15 protein-coding genes and 1 other RNA gene are annotated in these 17,254 nt (G+C 71.8%); 5 read left to right on the top strand and 11 right to left on the bottom strand.

What is annotated here, in order from left to right; all coding sequences use genetic code 11:
- Position 1: 1 nt before the first annotated feature.
- The 3 genes from I5071_RS15775 to erpA form a co-directional block, all read right to left on the bottom strand.
- The gene (locus I5071_RS15775; RefSeq protein WP_236606281.1) at positions 2-5,518 is read right to left on the bottom strand and encodes a tetratricopeptide repeat protein; all 5,517 of its coding nucleotides are present in this window, start codon (positions 5,516-5,518) and stop codon (positions 2-4) included.
- A gap of 202 nt (positions 5,519-5,720) precedes the next feature.
- Entirely contained in the window at positions 5,721-6,572 is an 852-nt protein-coding gene (locus I5071_RS15770; protein WP_236606280.1) for a sigma-70 family RNA polymerase sigma factor, read from the bottom strand.
- A 242-nt stretch (positions 6,573-6,814) separates the two neighbouring features.
- Entirely contained in the window at positions 6,815-7,138 is a 324-nt protein-coding gene (erpA, locus tag I5071_RS15765; RefSeq protein WP_236606279.1) for an iron-sulfur cluster insertion protein ErpA, read from the bottom strand.
- Positions 7,139-7,251: 113 nt separating this feature from the next.
- Here erpA and I5071_RS15760 point away from each other — a divergent pair, with 113 nt between their 5' ends.
- Together I5071_RS15760 and I5071_RS15755 are read left to right on the top strand one after the other, a co-directional pair.
- A complete protein-coding gene (locus I5071_RS15760; protein ID WP_236606278.1) occupies positions 7,252-7,983 on the top strand; it encodes an SDR family oxidoreductase in 732 nt (243 codons plus the stop codon).
- Positions 7,983-8,930, top strand: coding sequence for a hypothetical protein (locus I5071_RS15755; protein WP_236606277.1), 948 nt, complete (start codon positions 7,983-7,985; stop codon positions 8,928-8,930). Before I5071_RS15760 ends, I5071_RS15755 begins: the two co-directional genes overlap by 1 nt.
- Here I5071_RS15755 and I5071_RS15750 read toward each other — a convergent pair.
- Genes I5071_RS15750 through I5071_RS15740 form a run of 3 tightly spaced genes read right to left on the bottom strand, consistent with a single transcriptional unit; the run spans position 8,900 to position 11,224 of the window.
- Positions 8,900-9,421: a GAF domain-containing protein gene (locus I5071_RS15750; RefSeq protein WP_236606276.1), complete on the bottom strand. Its 522-nt coding sequence runs from the start codon at positions 9,419-9,421 to the stop codon at positions 8,900-8,902. The genes I5071_RS15755 and I5071_RS15750 overlap by 31 nt on opposite strands.
- 16 nt (positions 9,422-9,437) lie before the next feature.
- The gene (locus I5071_RS15745) at positions 9,438-10,109 is read right to left on the bottom strand and encodes a DNA mismatch repair protein MutH (RefSeq protein WP_236606275.1); all 672 of its coding nucleotides are present in this window, start codon (positions 10,107-10,109) and stop codon (positions 9,438-9,440) included.
- Positions 10,106-11,224: a c-type cytochrome gene (locus tag I5071_RS15740; RefSeq protein ID WP_236606274.1), complete on the bottom strand. Its 1,119-nt coding sequence runs from the start codon at positions 11,222-11,224 to the stop codon at positions 10,106-10,108. The genes I5071_RS15745 and I5071_RS15740 overlap by 4 nt, the downstream gene beginning before the upstream one ends.
- 145 nt (positions 11,225-11,369) lie before the next feature.
- Between I5071_RS15740 and ssrA the strand changes: the two genes are divergently transcribed.
- Together ssrA and I5071_RS15730 are read left to right on the top strand one after the other, a co-directional pair.
- Positions 11,370-11,732, top strand: a transfer-messenger RNA (tmRNA) gene (gene ssrA / locus I5071_RS15735).
- Positions 11,733-11,782: 50 nt separating this feature from the next.
- A complete protein-coding gene (locus I5071_RS15730; RefSeq protein WP_236606273.1) occupies positions 11,783-12,130 on the top strand; it encodes a hypothetical protein in 348 nt (115 codons plus the stop codon).
- Between the two features lie 6 nt (positions 12,131-12,136).
- Here the strand turns inward: I5071_RS15730 and I5071_RS15725 are convergent, their stop codons facing one another.
- Both I5071_RS15725 and I5071_RS15720 read right to left on the bottom strand, forming a co-directional pair.
- The gene (locus tag I5071_RS15725; protein WP_236606272.1) at positions 12,137-12,448 is read right to left on the bottom strand and encodes a hypothetical protein; all 312 of its coding nucleotides are present in this window, start codon (positions 12,446-12,448) and stop codon (positions 12,137-12,139) included.
- Positions 12,439-13,200 (bottom strand): AAC(3) family N-acetyltransferase, encoded by a 762-nt coding sequence (locus I5071_RS15720; protein WP_236606271.1) that lies wholly within the window; start codon positions 13,198-13,200, stop codon positions 12,439-12,441. The genes I5071_RS15725 and I5071_RS15720 overlap by 10 nt, the downstream gene beginning before the upstream one ends.
- 75 nt (positions 13,201-13,275) lie before the next feature.
- Here I5071_RS15720 and I5071_RS15715 point away from each other — a divergent pair, with 75 nt between their 5' ends.
- The gene (locus tag I5071_RS15715; RefSeq protein ID WP_236606270.1) at positions 13,276-14,010 is read left to right on the top strand and encodes a class I SAM-dependent methyltransferase; all 735 of its coding nucleotides are present in this window, start codon (positions 13,276-13,278) and stop codon (positions 14,008-14,010) included.
- A 4-nt stretch (positions 14,011-14,014) separates the two neighbouring features.
- Here I5071_RS15715 and I5071_RS15710 read toward each other — a convergent pair whose 3' ends face one another.
- From I5071_RS15710 to I5071_RS15700, 3 genes are all read right to left on the bottom strand, one after another.
- Positions 14,015-14,440, bottom strand: a complete 426-nt coding sequence (locus I5071_RS15710; RefSeq protein WP_236606269.1) for a VOC family protein — start codon at positions 14,438-14,440, stop codon at positions 14,015-14,017.
- Positions 14,441-14,505: 65 nt separating this feature from the next.
- Complete coding sequence (locus I5071_RS15705; protein WP_236606268.1) at positions 14,506-15,492, bottom strand: sigma-70 family RNA polymerase sigma factor; 987 nt, start codon at positions 15,490-15,492, stop codon at positions 14,506-14,508.
- A gap of 414 nt (positions 15,493-15,906) precedes the next feature.
- Positions 15,907-17,178 carry a serine/threonine-protein kinase gene (locus I5071_RS15700; protein WP_236606267.1) on the bottom strand — a complete coding sequence of 424 codons (1,272 nt, stop codon included), beginning with the start codon at positions 17,176-17,178 and terminating at the stop codon, positions 15,907-15,909.
- Between the last annotated feature and the right edge of the window lie 76 nt (positions 17,179-17,254).

The raw sequence follows: 17,254 nt of genomic DNA, 5'->3' as shown, positions 1-17,254 counted from the left end.
GCTACGCGAGCATACCCGCGCGGCGACGGAGGTCGATGGCCGCATCGGACGCCCACCATCGAACGAGCTCACCGACGAGCGGAGACGCACGCACGATGTCGCGCGGCTCGACGTGCGCGAGGTCGCGCTCGGTGCGGCGGAGCACCTCGATCGCGCCGAGCAGATCGTCGGAGACGAGCAGCGCCGCGCGCGCCGACCCGAGCTGGATCTGCCGCGCCCACGCCGCGAACTCGACGGGCGGCGCGTTCACGTAGCGCGGCGTCGCCTCCTCGAGCGAGCGACGGGCGCGGCGCGAGAGCGCCTTCTGGATGCGGCGCATCTGATCGTCGAGGATGTCCTCGCTGGTCAGGCCCGACCCGAAGCCGGGCGCGAACGCGCGCACCGCCGACGCGACGAGCACCTCGATCTCGCGCGGCGTGAGCTTGTCGGTGATGTGGAAGCGCATCGCGACGTTCGCGAACGCGCGTGCGAGCAGGAAGACCTGCTGCGTCTCGGGCAGCTCGGTCAGGCTCGCGGGCACGAGGATCGACGCGGGCTCTCCGAGCTCGACCGCGAGGCCGCGCGCGCGCACGCGGTGCACGTAGAGCTCGTAGTTCTCCACGCGGAAGATCGCGGCGATGCGATCGGTGAGCGCGCGGAGCGGATGCCCCGAGCGCGTGGTGATGCGATCGCGCGTGCTGAGCCCGAAGCCCTCGAGGTCGGGCGGATAGAGCCGCGAGAACGCCTCGGGCAGCGTCGCGAGCACGGTGAGCACCGGCGAGTTGGCGTCCATCTCGTAGACGCCGGGCAGCGTCTCGGACCCGAGCGTTCCGGGGCGCGCGCGGCCCGACTGCGAGGCGCGCGCGCGAAGCCGCTCGACGTCGTCGTTGCTCGCGCCGCCGAGCAGGGCGAGCGGGCCGACGGTGAGCATCGCGAGCTCGGGCGTCGGGCTCCACAGGCCGCGGAGATCGCGCCAGCACTCGACGCGACCGACGTGCTCGTCGATGCGACGGCGCAGGATCGCGACCGCCTCGTCGCGACGTCCGACGCGTGCGAGGCGCGCCGCGAGCTGGCGATCGAGCTCGACGTCCTCGGGGAGCGCGCGCGCCGCGACGCGCAGCACCTCGGCGCTGTCCGCGTGCTGCCCGAGCGAGTCGCCGAGCACACCCGCGAGCTCGACCCAGGCCTGACGCGGCGCGGGCGGCTTCCCGTTCCAGCGCTGCACGTGATCGCGCAGCGCCTGCGCGTACGTCGCGTAGCCTTCGCGATCGCGGATCGTGTCCTTGAGCGCGCGCGCTGCCGCACCGCCCGGGCCTTCGAGCACGACGGCCTGCACCAGCGCGCTCGTCGCCGACTCGGTGCGCCCGCGGCGCAGCTCGATGCGCGCGAGCGTGCACAGCGCCTCGGCGCGCTCGGGCGGCGCGTGCGAGGCCTCGACGAGCCGACCCGCCGCATCGGCGGCCTTGTCGAGATCGCCCTCGCGATCGTGCATCGCCGCGAGACGCGCGAGCGCGGCGCGGTTCTCGGGCTCGAGCGCGAGCACCGCCTGCAGCGAGACCAGCGCGCGCGACGAGTCGCCGAGGCGCCCGTCCCAGAGCGCCGACAGACGCAGGTGCGCGTCCTTGAGCACGTCGCGATCGGGCGCGAGCTGCACCACGCGACCGAGGAGCTGCGCGGCCTCGGTCCACTGCTGATCGCGCTCGTAGAGCTCGGCGAGCCGGCGCAGCGTGGGCACGTGCGCCGGCGCGCTCTTGAGCACGCGGTTGAGCGAGCCGATCGCGCCCGCGAGGTTGTCGAGCAGATCGGCCTGCAGGCGCGAGACCTCGAGCCAGAGCTCGGCCGCACGATCCACCGAGCGCGCGGTCTGCGCGGCGCGGGCGAGGCGATCCGCGGCGCGCGCGCCCTGTCCCGCGGCGAGCAGGATCTCGAGCAGGCGCTGCGCCGCGTCGACGTCGTCGGCCCAGAGCTCGAGCGCGCGCTCGTAGTCCTCCACTGCGCGTCGCGTGTCGGCGAGGCGATCCTCCGCGACCTGCGCGGCCTTGACGAGCAGGCGCGCGGCCTGCTGGGGATCTTGCACCACGCGCGCTTCTCGGCGCGCCGCATCGGCGAGCGCCTCGGGATCATCGGTGCGCTCGGCGATGCGCGAGAGACCACGCGCGGCTGCGAGGTTCTCGGGATCCGCCTCGAGCGCGGCGCGATACGCCTCGAGCGCGCGCGCATCACCGCTCGCCTCGAGCGACTCCGCGAGCCGCGTGCGGTACGCGGCCGCGACGATCGGATCGTCGGCGCCCTCGGCGAGCCGGCGATCGACGTCGGCGAGCATGCTGCGCGAGCCACCCGCGATCGCGATCCGTTCGAGCGCAGCGATCGCCAGCGGATCGTCGGGCGCGAGCGAGAGGATCGCCTGGTACGTCGCGCGCACCTCGTCGGTCGGCGCGGCGAGCCGCATCTCCTGCAGCCGCGCGAGCTCGTGCAGCGCCGCGACGCGCGCGCTCGCGTCGGTGAGCACGCGCGCTTCGCTCGCGTACACCCGCGCGAGCCCCTCGAACGACGCGAGCCGTCGATAGAGCGTCTCGATCGCGAGCAGCGCGCCGAGGTGCCCGGGCTCGCGCTCCAGCACCTTGTCGTAGGCCGCGCACGCGCGGCGCGGCTCGTTCAGGTGCTCGCTCCAGATCTCGCCCGCGCGCACCAGCGCCGCGACCGCGAGCTTCGGATCGGGGCTGCTCGCCGCTTCGCGCTCGAGCTCGTCCGCGAGCTTGCGCCACGCGCCCTGCTCGGCGCGCAGACGCGCGAGCGCATCGATCGCCGGCCGATAGCTCGGCTCCGCATCGCGCGCCTGCTCGTACGCCGCGATCGCGCGCTCGACCTGCTGGAGCCGCTCCTCCCAGACCTCGCCCACGCGATACGCCGCACGCGCGCGCGCCGCGGGATCGGTGAGGCCGCTGAGCTCCATCTCGAGCACGCGCACCAGCTCGTCCCACGCGCCGCGCTCCCGCAGCTTCCGCGCGAGCGCGCGCAGCGCCGTACGGTTCGTCGGATCGATCTCGATGGCGCGCCGGTAGTGCGCGATCGCCTCGTCGTCGCGCCCGATGCGCTCCTCGCAGAGCTCCGCCATCTTCGCGAGCAGCGCGACTGCTTCCGCACCTCGCGGCGTGAGCTCGAGCTCGCGCTTGTAGAGCTCGAGCAGATCCTCCCAGCGCCCCGCGCGGTGATAGATGCGCCCCAGGCTCGTCAGCGCCGGCACGTACGTCGGATCGATCCCGAGCACCTTCCGGAACCGCACCACCGCGGCCTCGCGATCCCCGACGAGATCGTCGAGCACCTCGCCCGCGCGATGCAGCAGCGCGACGATCTGCTTGGGATCGCGCGTGAGCTCGGCCTCGAGCTCGAGCGACTCCACGAGCTCGGTCCATCGCGCCGCGCGCTCGGTCGCGCGCTGCAGCGCGTGGATCGCGCCGAGGTGCTTCGGATCGAGCTGAAGCACGCGCCGATACGCGTGCGCCGCCTGCGCGTGCTCCTGGAGCGCGTCCTCGTAGATCGCGCCCATCTTGAGCAGGTACGTGATCGCGCGTTCCTTCTCGGACGCCTCGTCGACCGCGCGCGCATAGAGGTCGACCAGCTCGCGCCAGCGCCCCGCCTCCGCGAACAGGCGCGTGAGCGCCTTGAACGAGGGCGGATACCCCGGCTGCATCGAGAGCGCGCGCGCGTGGTGCTCGATCGCCTGATCGGGCTGACCGAGGTGCACCTCGAGGATCTCCGCGACCCGCGCGTGGGCCGCCGCGCGACGGCGCGGCTCGTCGGCGTGATCGGCCTCGCCGAGGTGCATGCGCACCAGGCGCTCCCAGTCGCCGCTGCGCGTGTAGAGCTTCCCGAGCGCCTGCAGCGTCGGCAGGTGCGTCGGCCCGATCGCGAGCGCGGCCTCGTACGCGACGAGCGCGCCCGGCGCGTCGCCGAGCTTCTCCTCGCGCAGCTGACCCACGCGCGCGAGCAGCGTCACCCGCGCCGCACCCTCGCGCGTCGTGTCGACGAGCTGCTCGAGCACGCGCACCAGCGGGTCCCACTTCTCGGCGGACTCGTAGAGCCGCGCCATCTCCTCGAGCACCAGCGGCTCGTCGGGCGACTCGCGCGAGGCGCGCTCCAGCGCGGTCAGCGCCTCGTCGCGGTTGCCCAATCGCTCGGCGTGCAGTCGCGCGATACGATAGAGCGCCATCGTGCGTACGCCGCGATCGCCGCTCTGCTCGGCCTCGCGCTCCAGCACCGCGATCAGATCGCGCCACCGACGCTGCGCGTGGTGCAGCCGCTTGAGCGCCTCGAGCGCGCCCGCGACCTCGGGATCGAGGCGCAGCGCCGTCTCGTAGAGCTCGATCGCCGCATCGACCTCGCGCTGCCGCGACTCGAGCAGACGCGCGCGCTGGACGATCAACGCCGCACGATGCCGCGGATCGCCCGCGACCGCGTTCGCGATGCGCTCGTACGTGCGCGCCAGCTCGCTCCACGCGCCCGCGTCCTGATCGCACTGCTCGAGCGCCTTCAGGATCACCGGTGCGCCGCGATCGAGCTCGCCGGCGATCGCGTACTCGCGACGCGCCTCGCCACGCTGCCCGAGCACGTCCTCGAGCAAGCGGCCCTTCGCGTAGAGCAGCGCCGCCTTCGCGTGCGGATCGCTGGTGATGCGTGCCTCCGCGTCGAAGAGCGGGAGCGCCATCTGGAAGTTCTTGCGCGCGATCATCACGCGCCGCGCGCCGCGCAGCGTCGGCACGTGCTCGGGCGCGCGCGAGAGCGCCTCCTGGTAGTGCGCCGCCGCGCGCCGCAGGTCCTGCAGCTGCACCTCGGCGATGCGCCCGATTTCGTAATGAATTCGAGCCTGTCGGAGCGGATCGCTGCTCGCCGCGAGCTCGCGCTCCCACGACTCGATGGTGCGCCGCGCTTCTTCGCTCGCCGCGTCGGTCGGCACCGCGGGATCGCTGCCCGGCGACGAAGGCCGCGGGGGCGCAGGGATCGGCCGCTCGGGCGTGGTCGAGCGCGCGCGCGGCGTCGCGATCGGCGGCGGGATCGACGCGGGCCGCCGCGGGACACTGGGCGCAGGGGAGGGCGGACGCAGCGTGCCTCCGCCGGGTGCAGGGGAGGGCGGACGCAGCGTGCCGAGCCCCGGCGACGTCGTCGGCGCGCCGATGCCGCCGCTCAGCGTGTGCTTCGCCGTCACCGCGGGCGGCGGGATCGACGGCTTCTTCGGCACGCCCGCACCGGGCGTCGCCGCCGGTGGCCTCGCCTGGACGCGCGCATGCGCGAACGCCGCGGTCCCCTCGCGCACCGGCTTCGGTGCGGCAGCCGGCGCGGGGATCGGCCCACCCGTGGTCACCGCATGCGCGAGCTCGGCGTCGAGGTCGGAGAGCAGCGTCTCCACCGACGCGCTCGCCTCGGGGCGTTGCAGCGTCCCGTCGGGGCGCGACTCCACCCGTGCCGCTGGCGCGCCCGCGCGCAACGCAGGCTGCTGCTTGGGCTGAGGCTGCTCCTCCACCTCGTCGAGCAGCACCTCCATGGTGGAGTCGGACCGCTCCTTCTTGGGCCCGCTCGAGCCCGGGGGCGGGGGCTTACTGCGATCGTGACCGGCCATCGGGTGCTGGAGATGATGCCCCAGCGCGCGTTCGGACCACCATCGCTTTCTCGCGGCCCCGAAAACGCGGAAGCGCGCAGACCGTCACCGGTCTGCGCGCTCCCTCGGACCGCTTCTTCGCTCGCGATCAGGCCACGAGGTCGAGCTCGAGGCCTTCGAGACGCTGCTTCAGCTTCTGCTTCGCGCGCGCCTCGAGCTGACGTGCACGCTCGCGCGACACGCCCAGCTTGCGACCGATCGCCGCGAGCGAGACTTCCTTCTCGCCCATGTAGCGCTGCTCGACGATGTAGCGCTCGCGCTGATCGAGCTGACCCAGGGCGTTCGCCAGGCGCTCCTTGATCTCGCTCTCGCGCTCGCTGTCGGAGAGCGCGCTCTCCTGGTCCTGCTCGCTGCCCTCGAGGGTGTCGAGCATCGTCACGCCCGAGTCCGGGTAGATGGTCGTGTCGAGCGAGACGTCGCGCGCGTCGAGACGGCGCAGCATCTCCTCCATCTTCTCCGGGGTCGTCTCGAAGCGCGCCGCCAGGATCTCGTTGCGCTCCGTCGGGTCGTTCGCGAGGTTCGCCACCCGCGCGCGCTCGCGGCGCAGGCGGAAGAAGAGCTTGCTGCGCAGCGGGCCCGAGCCCGCGCCCACCATGCTCGAGGAGCGGACCACCAGGTCCAGCACCAGCGCGCGGATCCAGTACCCGGCGTAGGTCACGAACCGGGTGCCGCGCTCGGCGTCGAACTTCTGCGCCGCGATCATCAGACCGAGGTTGCCCTCGGCGATCAGGTCGGCGAGGCGGAGCCCATAGCGCCGGTACTGCAGCGCCACGGCCACCACGAACCGGAGGTTCGCCTCGACCAACTTGTCCATCGCGACCGCGTCACCCTTGGCAGCGCGCACCGCGAGGTCGTGCTCGTCCTCTCGGGAGAGCGGGGGAATGCTTCGAACCCTCTCGATGTAACGGGAGAGGGCGCCGTCGTGCTCGTATGCCGCCATTGACCGTGCTCCGTTTGGTCAACGTTACGTAACGTCACCTGAGAGCTCGGTCAACCCTGATGGGGCGTCTTCACACAAGTTCACGAACGGTGTCGATTGCTGCCTCGCCTCCGGACCTTGGGGCGGACGTCGCGCTGGCGGAAGGCCTGGAGCGTGACGTTTCGTAGGGTTTCTGGATCCGACGGAAACAAAACCGCCCGCAGCGGGGTCGCGGCGGGCGGTTCGGCGAGCGGGCGAAAAGATCAGGCGCTGAAGCTCGATCCGCAGCCGCAGGTGCTCTTCGCGTTCGGGTTCACGAACTTGAAGCCCGCGCCGTGGAGGCCCTCGACGTAGTCGATCTCGACGCCCTCCAGGTATTGGAACGACATCATGTCGACGTAGAGCTTGATGCCCGCCGACTCGAAGGTCTGGTCGAGGTCGGTCGTCTCGTCCTCGAAGAAGAGGTCGTAGCTGAAGCCCGAGCATCCACCGCCGATGACGCGGACGCGCAGACCCTGCTCGCCCAGCCCCTCGGCGTCGCGGATCTCCTTGACCTTCTCCGCCGCCTTCTCCGTGAGGTTGATCATGTTCGGACCGTGCTCCTTCGAGCGGCGCTGCTCCTTGCCGCTGATACGCGGCGAGTATAGGGATGCCGTTACGGAACCGCCAGGTGAGCCGAGCTGAGGATCTCCAGGGGCGCGTGGCCCTCGTCACGGGAGGCGGACGTCGCGTCGGCGCAGCGATCGCGCGGGCGCTCGGACGTTCGGGCGCGAGGGTCGCGGTGCACCACCACGGCTCGGCGGAAGGCGCGCTCGCGGTGCGGGACGAGCTGCGCGCGAGCGGTCTCGAGGCGGAGACGTTCCGTGCCGACCTCGGCGATCCGCGCGCGTGCGAGGCGCTCGTGGACGCGGTCGTCGCGCGCTTCGGGCGGCTCGATCACCTGATCGCGAGCGCCGCCATCTTCGAGCGGGTCGAGCTCGGGACGATCACGAGCGAGGACTTCGATCGGACGATCGCGCTGAACGTGCGCGCGCCCATGTTGCTCGCACAGAGGGCCGCGCCGGCGCTGCGCGACGCGCGCGGATCGATCGTGATCATCACCTGCACCAGCGCGACCGCGCCGTATCGCAACTTCCTGCCCTACGTGGTGAGCAAGGGCGCGGCGAAGCAGCTGATGCGCACGCTCGCGCTCGAGCTCGCGCCGGAGGTGCGCGTCAACGCGGTCGCGCCGGGCACGGTGCTTCCTCCCGAGTCGATGGACGACGAGGAGAAGCGCGTGCTCGCGGAGCGCACCCTGCTGCAGCGGCTCGGCAGCGCCGAGGACGTCGCGGACGCGGTGCTCTACCTGGTGCGCGCGGGGTTCGTGACGGGACAGGAGATCCTCGTCGACGGCGGCGTCGCGATGACCGGTCGTCCTTCGGGCGAGGGGTGATGAAGCGCGAGCTCCGTCCGCTCCCGGCGTGGATCGCGCTGCTGGTGTCGCTGTGCGTGCACGTCGCGGTCTTCGTGGGCGCGTGGCTCGGCGGAGGGAGCCCGTTCGGCGGGGGCGAGGGCGGCTGGCTCGGCGCGGGCGGCGAGACGCTCGAGATCACGATCCAGGGCTGGGACGGCTCGCGCACCGAGGACGCGGAGGACGAGAGCGAGCCCGCCGCTGCGGAGCCGCCCGAGACGGTGCTCACCGCGGAGGAGCCCTCGCCGACGGCGCCGCCTGCTCCGCGCGCGCCTGCGCCCGCCCGCCGCACGATCACGCCGGAGCGAACGAGCGAGGAGGTCGCGCTGGAGGGCGGATCCGGTGGCGTGCGCGCGACGCCCGAGGAGCCGCCGATCCCGCCGCGCGAGGGAGCCGAGGAAGAGCAGACCGGTCGCGCCGCGGGGGATCGTGCCGCCGCCGTGATCCTCGGCAGCGTCGGGCTCGGTGGGCCTTCGTCGGGCGCGCGCTCGCTGCTCGAGGACGCGCTGCGCTGCCCCGATCCGATCGCGGGCGTGTGGACGTCGCATCGCTACAGCCCGGCGCGTCGCAACTGGGGCCGCATGACGCTGCGCATCCGGCGCGAGGGCGACGAGCTGCGCGGCACGATCACGTCGCGCATCTGGAGCGGCATGCCGAGCGATCGACGTCCGCTGCCGTGCGCGGAGGGGCGCTACGACGTCACGGTGCGCATGCCCGCGCGGGGTCGCGTCGACGGCGAGCGCTTCACGTTCGGCTCGGACGACTACGAGGTCGCGCGCGTGGACTGCCCGTGGGAGGACACGCTCTACTACCCCGACAGCTTCAGCGGTCGCGTCGATCCGACACGCGAAGAGCTCGACGCCACGAACAACGACGGGCACGTCGAGATCAACGCGCCCTACACGTTCCGGCGCATCTCCTGCGAGTAGCGCGCGCCGAGCATCGCGCAGAGCGACTCGAGCGCGTCGCGATCGATCTCGTCGAACGCGGCGGGCGCGTTCGAGTCGACGTCGAGCACCGCGAGCACACGACCATCGGGCGCGAGCACCGGCACGACGATCTCGGAGAGCGTCGTCGAGCTGCACGCGATGTGATCGGGGAACGCGTGCACGTCGGGCACGAGCTGGGTCTCGCGGGTGCGCGCCGCCGCGCCGCACACGCCGCGCGAGAACGGGATGCGCAGACATCCGTGGCCGCCTTGGTAGGGGCCGATCAAGAGCAGCTCCGGCGAGACCGCGCGATAGAAGCCGGTCCAGTCGTACGCCTCGAACGCGTGGTGCAGCTCGCACACGACCGTGGCCATCGCGGCGATCCAGTCGTCCTCGCCGTCGATCAGCGACTCGATCGAGGCGCGCACGCGCGCGTAGGTCTCGCGCTTGTCGCCGGCGCTCGCGTGGAGAGGAAGAGCAGCGTGGTGCATCGTCGTCATCTCTCGTTCAGCGGGTCGCGCGCAGCAAGCCGGCGCGATCGAGGATCTGCGCGGTGAACGTGCGCCGCAGATAGAACGCGCGAGGGGCCGCGAGGAGCGGTGCGCCGTCGAGGCTCGCGGCGCGCACCCGCACCGACGCGTCGCGCGCCTTGGGCCGCAGCTGCAGCGCGCGACCGTGTCGCGCCGAGATCCCCTCGGGCTCGAGCGCGAAGCGCTCCATCAGCTCGGTCCAGTCCTCGCGCAGCACGCGCTCCGACTCGTCGTCGGGTGACCACAGGAACGCCGAGCCCACGCGTCGCTCCGTGAACGGCGCGTCGATCGCGATCGGGACCCAGAGCACGCGCGCGAGCTTGCGGCGCACCGACGAGCGCTCCCAGTCGGGCTCGGGCGTGCGCGGTGTCGCCGCGACGAAGGTCGTCTCCGCGGGCATGCCTCGCGCGTCGATCGGCAGCGTCTTGACCTCGACGCCGAGCGCCTCGAAGTCGGGCGCGCTCCGCGCGGTCGTGGTGCGTGGAGCCCCGAGCGCGCGCTCGACCAGCGCGCCGGCGGCGCCCTTGTGGCGTCGTGGATCGCCGCCTGGGATCGCCTCGAGCGTCCGCGCGATCTCCGCGAGCGTGCGGCCCCCGAGCGTGCGCGCGCGTGCGAGGAGCTCGCGCTCGCTCTGGGGCGTGGTCGTCACTGCGCCGATCCGCGCTCGATCGGATAGCCGTGGTCCATCCAGTAGTGGATGCCCTCGTCGATCACCGCGGTGTGCTCGAAGCCGCGCGAGCGCAGCTCGTCGACGACGTGCCCCGACGCGGCGTGCGGGCACGCGCAGTACGCGAGGATCCACGTGCCGTCGTGCGGGAGGCTCTGCGCCATCTGCTCGATGTCGTAGAACGGGAAGGGCGCTGCGCCCGGGATGTGCCCGTTCGCCCAGTCGCTCGTGGCGCGAGCGTCGAGGATGACCATCCGCCGGCCCTGCTCGAGCGCTTCCTTCACGGCGTCGGCCGGCACGAAGCGGTTCTCGCGCAGCGTGAACGCGGGCGCTTGGCCGTCGGGATGGATGATCAGATCGGCGAGGCCGGGCGGGGGATCACCACCGGGCTCGACCGGGCGATCGGGCATGTGCTCGAGCGAGCGCACGTACGCGACGAGATCGTCGATCGTCTGCGAGGGGAGCTCGGCGCCGAAGCCGAGCATCGGCGTGCCCTCGCGACCGTGCTCGATCGTGTGGCGGATGAAGCCGTCGCTCGCGGCGCGATGGAAGTTGGGGTGCGAGATGCTCGTCGCGGTGTCGCTGCCCTCGCCGCGCGCGCCGTGACACTCCACGCAGCGCTGCGCGTACACCGCCGCGCCGCGCTCGACCGAGCCGCTGACGCGCACCTGCGACACGTCGATCGCAGGCTGCGACGCGAGGCTGCGGAGGTAGCGCACGATCGCGGTCACCGCGCCGTCCTCGAGCGGACCGCCGTGACCGCGTCCCCACGCCGACATCGGCGTGCCGGGGCGGCCGTCGACGATCGAGGCGCGCAGGAACGCGTCGTCGGCGATCGCGAGGAACGCCGGGTTGCCGATCGCGTTCGCGTGGTCGGCTGCGTAGCCCTGTGCGCGATCGCCATGGCAGAGCGCGCAGTAGCGCGCGTAGGCGACGCGTCCGCGCTCGAGCTCGGGATCGGGCGGCGTCGCGGGCGCGCTCGCGACCGTGGGGGTCGGCGGTGCGGGAACCGCGGGCTCGCTCTCGCCGCCACACGCGGCGAGCACGACGAACGGGAGCGCGACGAGCGCGGCGTGCGGACCAGGACGGATCGTCACCGGGCGCGAGCGTAGCGGCGCGTCGTGGCATTGCCGAGGGGAAACTGCCGAGGGGAAATTGCCGAGCGGAAACCGGACCAGGGGTTGCGGTCAGGGAGTCGAACGCTATGTTCACTGACCTTCGGTTCCCCGTTTTCTGATCACAGGGGGTGTCACGGTTTCGACGGGGGTAGTGAAGTGCTGGTCGCGTGTCGCTGGACTCGGAAACGGCGTCAAAAACATCCGGGAATCTGTAAGTGCGAACGATAGCACCTACGCTCTCGCGGCCTGATAAGCTGAACTGAGAGCCGTCGAAGCGAAGAGCCTGTCAGTGCTCTCGTGGAGGCGTAACTGAACTGGCTAGCTCTCTCCACGCGACTCGGGAGAAGGGCGAAAACAAAGGGTCGATAGCGGTACGGAGAGCCAGCCCGACGGGCGAGCCGGATCGCGATACAAAACGCGGGATACACACGTAGAAGCCACCACGGAGCGCTCTCGGACCCGGGTTCGACTCCCGGCGCCTCCAAATGAAACGGCCTCGGAACACGCGTTCCGAGGCCGTTTTGCTCTGCGCGAAGAATGACCACCGCCATCAACGTGACGACCGGGATCGAGGTGACGATCACACGGTTCGTCGATGCGGAATTTCCGGGCTTCGTAGAGTGCCGCCTCGTCGACGCGGCCGGGATGGAGCACCTGTTCGTCGAGAAGCTGCCCGTCGTCGCCAGCGAGGGCGTCTCCGCGGATGGCCCGTACCCGCAGCCGGGCGTGATCGCGTGCACGATCGTCGCGGAGCGAACCGATGGTGAGCGCGCTCTCGTGATCGTCGACACCGACGAGCCTTGGGGGATCGTGTCGACCGCGGGCAGGTCGCGATTCGAGGTGCTCCGGACGAGCCTCGTGGAGCTCGAGCACCCGCCGCGGTGAAGAGCATCACGCGCGGGTGCGCTCGAGCGCGGCGACGATCGCGTCGACGCTCGGCGCGCCCGCGCGCCGGCCGTCGGGACCGACGTAGATCCGGCAGCACGCGGCGCCCGTGGTCTCGTGACCTTCGACGTCGCGCCCGTCGATCAGGATCGCGGGCGAGCCTGCGCGGCGCGCGTGCTCGGGGGCTTCGGGATCGTCGCGTCGCCACTCGCGCCATTCGAGTGGAGCTCCCACGCGCCCGAGCGCGGCTCGCAGAGCCTCGCGCGCGCCCTCGACGTTGGGACAGTCCGGGTCCCAGACGAGCTCGATCAGCGGCATCCGTCGATGCTCGCACGCGCGCGGTCGCATTCCTCGCAGCGCGCGCTCGCCTCGCACAAGAACACCAGCGGGTCGCGCTCGAGCTGCTCGACTGCGACCCGCACGACATCGCGCGCGTCGCACAGCCGCGCGTGCGCGCTGCCGACGCGGCCCTCGCGCTGCAGGTCGCGCGCGCGGAGCCACGTATCGAGCTTGCGGAAGCCGATGCAGCAGTGATCGGTCTCGGCGATCAGGATCGTGGTCGCCTCCGCGATGACGCAGGGGTGCTCGACCGAGTAGGGCACCTGCGCGATCGACTCCGCGAGATGCACGGTCGTGCTCTCGCTGTGCTCGACGCCGAGCAGCAGCACCTGTCCACCGAGCTCGTGCACGTGGCCCACCGGGCTCTCGATGCCGTGCGGCGGCGAGAGCGGCTGCGGCGCGCAGATCTCCTGCGCGTGCGGGCCCACCGCCGCGAACGACGCGCCAGGGTGCGTGCTGCGGACGACTCCGGGCTCGCGCCAGAACGTCTCCGCGACGATGCCCATGTCGAGCGTCGGCGTGGAGGCGGGATCGAACACGCTCTCGCCGTCGGTCATCGTCGGCATGACCAACGTGCCGTCGCGCCCGATCGCATCGCGCAGCGCGTCGATCAGCGCGCGCGGGCCGCCTTCGATCGGGCGCACCGCGCGAAAGGACGTGTGGACGAGGAGCACGCCGCCTTCGCGCACACCGAGCGCGCGCAGCTGGGTCACGATCTGCTCGCGGTTCATCGCTCGCTCGTTCGCTCGACGCGATCAGGACGTTACCCGGTAACGCCGCGCAATCCGCGCGCGTATGCGCTCTTCATGCAGCCGCTGCTCTACGACGAGCTCGTCCCCTGGTATCGCCTCGTCGATCCACCGCGCGATCACGCGCCCGAGGTGGCGAGCTTCGTCGCCGCGATGGAGCGCGCCGCGCGACGCCCGCTCGAGACCGCGCTCGAGCTCGGTGCGGGCGCCGGGCATAACGCGGTGCACATGAAGCGTCACTTCCGCTGCACGCTCGCCGACATCTCCGCGCCGATGCTCGCGCTGAGCCGCGAGCTCAATCCGGAGTGCGAGCACGTGCGCGGCGACATGCGCACGCTGCGCCTCGATCGCGTGTTCGACGCGGTGCTCGTGCACGACGCGATCATGTACATGACGAGCGAGCTCGACCTCGCTGCCGCCGTGCGGACCGCGTTCGTGCACACCGCGCCGGGCGGCGTCGCGGTGTTCGCGCCCGACGTGTACCGCGAGACCTTCCGCGATCACACCGAGCTGCTCTCGGAGGACGAGGGATCCCGCTCGATCCGCGCGATCGAGTGGATGTGGGATCCCGATCCCTCCGACGACACCTTCGTCACCGAGTACGCGTTCGTGCTGCGCGACACATCGACGAACGAAGTGCGCGCCGTGCACGATCGCCACGTCGAGGGGCTCTTCGCGCGGGCGACGTGGCGCAGCGTGCTCGCGCGCGCGGGCTACCACGTGGCGACGTTCGCGCGACCGATCGACGAGGAGGGCGCGTTCGACGAGTGCTTCGTCTGCGTGCGCCCCTGACGCGTCACTGAGGCTGCACGGCAGCCGGGTCCATCCACATGACCTCCCAGTGGTGCCCGTCGACGTCGTAGAAGCTCCACCCGTACATGAAGCCCATGTCCATCTTGGGCATCGCGTGGCGCCCGCCGGCCGCGACCGCCTTCTCGACGATCTGATCGACCTCTTCGCGGCTGTTGCACGAGAGCGCGAAGAGCCCCTCGCTCGCCTTCGACGTGTCGCAGATCTCGTTCTTCGTGAACTGCTTGAACTTGCTCTCGGTGAGCAGCATCACGAACGCCTGCTCGCTGACGATCATGCAGGCCGCGGTCTCGTCGGTGAACTGCTTGTTGAACTCGAAGCCGAGCTTCGAGAAGAACTGCATCGAGCGCGGGAGGTCACGGACCGAGAGGTTCACGAAGATCATGCGCGCGTTTGCCAAGGGAGCCTCCATTTCGTCGGGTTCGTAGATTGGACAGCTCGGCCGCGCGAGACTCATCGGTCGCGCGCGAAAAATGATCAGCGCAGCTCGGCCGGCAGACCGAAGCGCGGGAAGAGCGTCTCCACGTCGAGGAAGAACGTCATCTCGCCGATGCGATCGCCCTCGAGCTCGAGCACCACGAGCGCCCACGGGACGAAGCGCGTGCCGTCCTCGCTCGGCTTGTACTGCGCGAAGGCGGGCGAGCCGCACGCATCGAGAGGCACGAGCCGCGAGCCCCGGCACGCCGCGCCGCGGCCGACCATCCAGCTCGCGACGTTCTCGGGCCCCTCGAGCCAGAGCGAGACGGGCGGCATCGACATCGCGACGTCGGCGTGGAGGAGCCGCGTGAGCGCGTCCATGTCGTAGCGCTCGAACGCGTCGACGAAACGATCGACGAGCGTCGACTGCGCGTCGGTGAGCGGCGCTCGCGCGCTCTCGAGATCGCGCGTCGCGAGCGTCGCGCGCGCCCGCTGCAGCGCGCTGTTCACCGCGGCGACGGTCGTCTCGAGGCTCTCTGCGACGTCGGACGCCTGCCAGCCGAGCACCTCCATCAGCAAGAGCACCGCGCGTTGTTTGGGCGGCAGGTGCTGCAGCGCGGCGACGAACGCGAGACGGATGCTCTGCCGCAGCGCGACGAGCTGTGCCGGATCGACGTCGGTCGGCAGCGCTCGCGCATCGGCGATCGGCTCGACCCACTGCGACGCGGGGAGCGCGGTGAGCGGCGCGTCGAGCGACGCGGGCGGGCCGAGCTCGGTCGAGCGCGTGCGGCGCGCGCGGTCCTCGAGCATGTCGAGGCACACCCGCGTCGCGATGCGATAGAGCCAGGTGCGCAGCGACGAGCGACCTTCGAAGCGATCGATCGCGCGCCACGCGCGCACCATCGTCTCCTGCACCGCGTCGTCGGCCTCGGCGGCGGACGCGAGCATCCGGTAGCAGTGCCCGGTCAGCGCGGCGCGGTGCTGCTCGAACGAGCGCACCATCACCGCGGCATCGGCCGGGTGCTTCTTCGTCGAGGGCTCGGTCATCGAGCGCCGATATATCAGGTCGGCCGCGCGCCGATGGAACCCATGCCTCACACGGGGGTCGCCGGTCGGCGCTTCCTATCGCGCGGATGTTCGCGAACGGCGCGCGCCGACGTGTCACGACCGGGGAAGGTCGCCTCACGGGGATCCGCCGGTGGGCGTTCCCACGCGCAGAATTGCGGGCTCGTCGTGCGCCATGTCGCGGCCCGATCCGTGCTGACGCGGCGCGCCGGGGGGGCGGCGCCGCATGGGCTGGGGGGCTCGCGCCGCCCCCCTGCTGTTCCGCCCGATCGAGTCGGCGGCGCCGCGAGAGCGAGCAAGCGGGGTCGGGGCTCCGCGCGCAGCGTTCAGGGATGGGGGACCCGATCCGGCTTCGCCGGTCGGGGGAAGGGGTCATCCATGACCCCTTCCGAAAACTCAGTCCGGCAGCGAGAGCAGCGCGCCGAACGCGAGCCCGCCGACGAAGAAGACGATCGAGATCGCGATCAGCACCGCGAGCATCGCGGCGCGCGCCGGGCCGTCTTCCTGCGCCGTGATCATCGGCGACGCGATGATCCGCGGCGGCTCGGGCTGCGCGTTCGGCTCGGGCTCGGGCTCCGGTGCGCTGACGACCGCGTGCTCGGGCATCGGCACCGCGCTCATCCGGGGCGCGCTCGGCGTGCCCTGGATCGTCACGTTCTCGCTGGGGGCGCGGCGGCGCGGCGAGAGCGCGCGGATCATCGAGCTGCGCCGTCCACCGCCGGTCGCGAGCACGCCCTCGGGCGCATCACCCACGACCTTCGCGAGCGCCTCCACGAAGCCCGACGCGCTGATGAAGCGATCGCGCGGATCGCGCGCCAGCGCACGCGCGAACACCGCGTCGAGTCCCTCGGCGCGCACGCCGAGATCGCTCGGGAGACGCGGCGGCTCGTCGGCCAGCGCGCGCAGCGTGCGCGCCGCGCTCTCGTACGGGTAGGGCGTCGCGCCGGTGAGGAGCTCGAGCGCGAGCGCGCCGAGCGCATAGCGATCGCACGCGGGCCCGATGCGATCGACGTCGCCCATCGCCTGCTCGGGCGCCATGTACGCCGGCGTGCCGAGCACCGTGCCGACGTCGGTCAGCGAGCCCGCGCCACGCAGCACGCTCTTCGCGACGCCGAAGTCGAGGACCTTCACGTAGTCCGCGTAGCAGGAGCCGTCGACGACGAAGACGTTCTCCGGCTTGAGGTCGCGATGCACGATGCCGTGCGCGTGCGCCTGATCGAGCGCCCGCGCGATCTGCCGCAGCAGGTCCACCGCGCGGTCGGGATCGGGGAGCCCGTCCTGCTCCATCGTGTTCGCGAGATCGCGCCCGTGGAGCAGCTCCATCACGAGGTAGAACGAGCCGTCGCGCGTGCGACCGAAGTCGAACACCTGCACCACGTGAGGGCTGCGGATCTGCGCGGCCGCGACCGCTTCGCGCCGGAAGCGCTTGATCGCCTTCTCGTCGTCGGTCGCGACCGGCAGCAGCTTCACCGCGACCGGCATCCCGATCTCGAGGTGCTCGGCGACGTAGACGCGGCCCATGCCGCCCTCCGCCAGCAGCCTCACGATCCGATAGCGATCACCGACCACCTCGCCGATGCGAGGATCGTCCTGCGTGACGCGATCGATCTCCGCGAGGACGTCACGGAGATCGTCTGGACGTGCATTGAGCGGTGCTTGCTGTCGCATGGGTCCCTCGGACGCGCCCGACTCTGCCTTCCCTCGGGGCGCGAATCCACGACGTAGCCCCCTGAATTAACGGTTA

The organism is Sandaracinus amylolyticus (assembly GCF_021631985.1).
Lineage (GTDB): Bacteria > Myxococcota_A > Polyangia > Polyangiales > Sandaracinaceae > Sandaracinus > Sandaracinus amylolyticus_A.
The sequence above is the reverse complement of the archived record's forward strand: the minus strand, read 5'-3'. Positions and strand labels throughout refer to the sequence as shown.

Excerpts from the sequence above, each read along its gene's own strand:
- I5071_RS15700 (WP_236606267.1), bottom strand. The coding sequence starts at position 17,178 with ATGCGACAGCAAGCACCGCTCAATGCACGTCCAGACGATCTCCGTGAC.
- I5071_RS15775 (WP_236606281.1), bottom strand. The coding sequence starts at position 5,518 with ATGGAGGTGCTGCTCGACGAGGTGGAGGAGCAGCCTCAGCCCAAGCAG.
- I5071_RS15730 (WP_236606273.1), top strand. The coding sequence starts at position 11,783 with ATGACCACCGCCATCAACGTGACGACCGGGATCGAGGTGACGATCACA.
- I5071_RS15705 (WP_236606268.1), bottom strand. The coding sequence starts at position 15,492 with ATGACCGAGCCCTCGACGAAGAAGCACCCGGCCGATGCCGCGGTGATG.
- I5071_RS15725 (WP_236606272.1), bottom strand. The coding sequence starts at position 12,448 with ATGCCGCTGATCGAGCTCGTCTGGGACCCGGACTGTCCCAACGTCGAG.
- I5071_RS15755 (WP_236606277.1), top strand. The coding sequence starts at position 7,983 with ATGAAGCGCGAGCTCCGTCCGCTCCCGGCGTGGATCGCGCTGCTGGTG.
- erpA (WP_236606279.1), bottom strand. The coding sequence starts at position 7,138 with ATGATCAACCTCACGGAGAAGGCGGCGGAGAAGGTCAAGGAGATCCGC.
- I5071_RS15710 (WP_236606269.1), bottom strand. The coding sequence starts at position 14,440 with ATGGAGGCTCCCTTGGCAAACGCGCGCATGATCTTCGTGAACCTCTCG.
- I5071_RS15750 (WP_236606276.1), bottom strand. The coding sequence starts at position 9,421 with ATGCACCACGCTGCTCTTCCTCTCCACGCGAGCGCCGGCGACAAGCGC.
- I5071_RS15720 (WP_236606271.1), bottom strand. The coding sequence starts at position 13,200 with ATGAACCGCGAGCAGATCGTGACCCAGCTGCGCGCGCTCGGTGTGCGC.
- I5071_RS15715 (WP_236606270.1), top strand. The coding sequence starts at position 13,276 with ATGCAGCCGCTGCTCTACGACGAGCTCGTCCCCTGGTATCGCCTCGTC.
- I5071_RS15770 (WP_236606280.1), bottom strand. The coding sequence starts at position 6,572 with ATGGCGGCATACGAGCACGACGGCGCCCTCTCCCGTTACATCGAGAGG.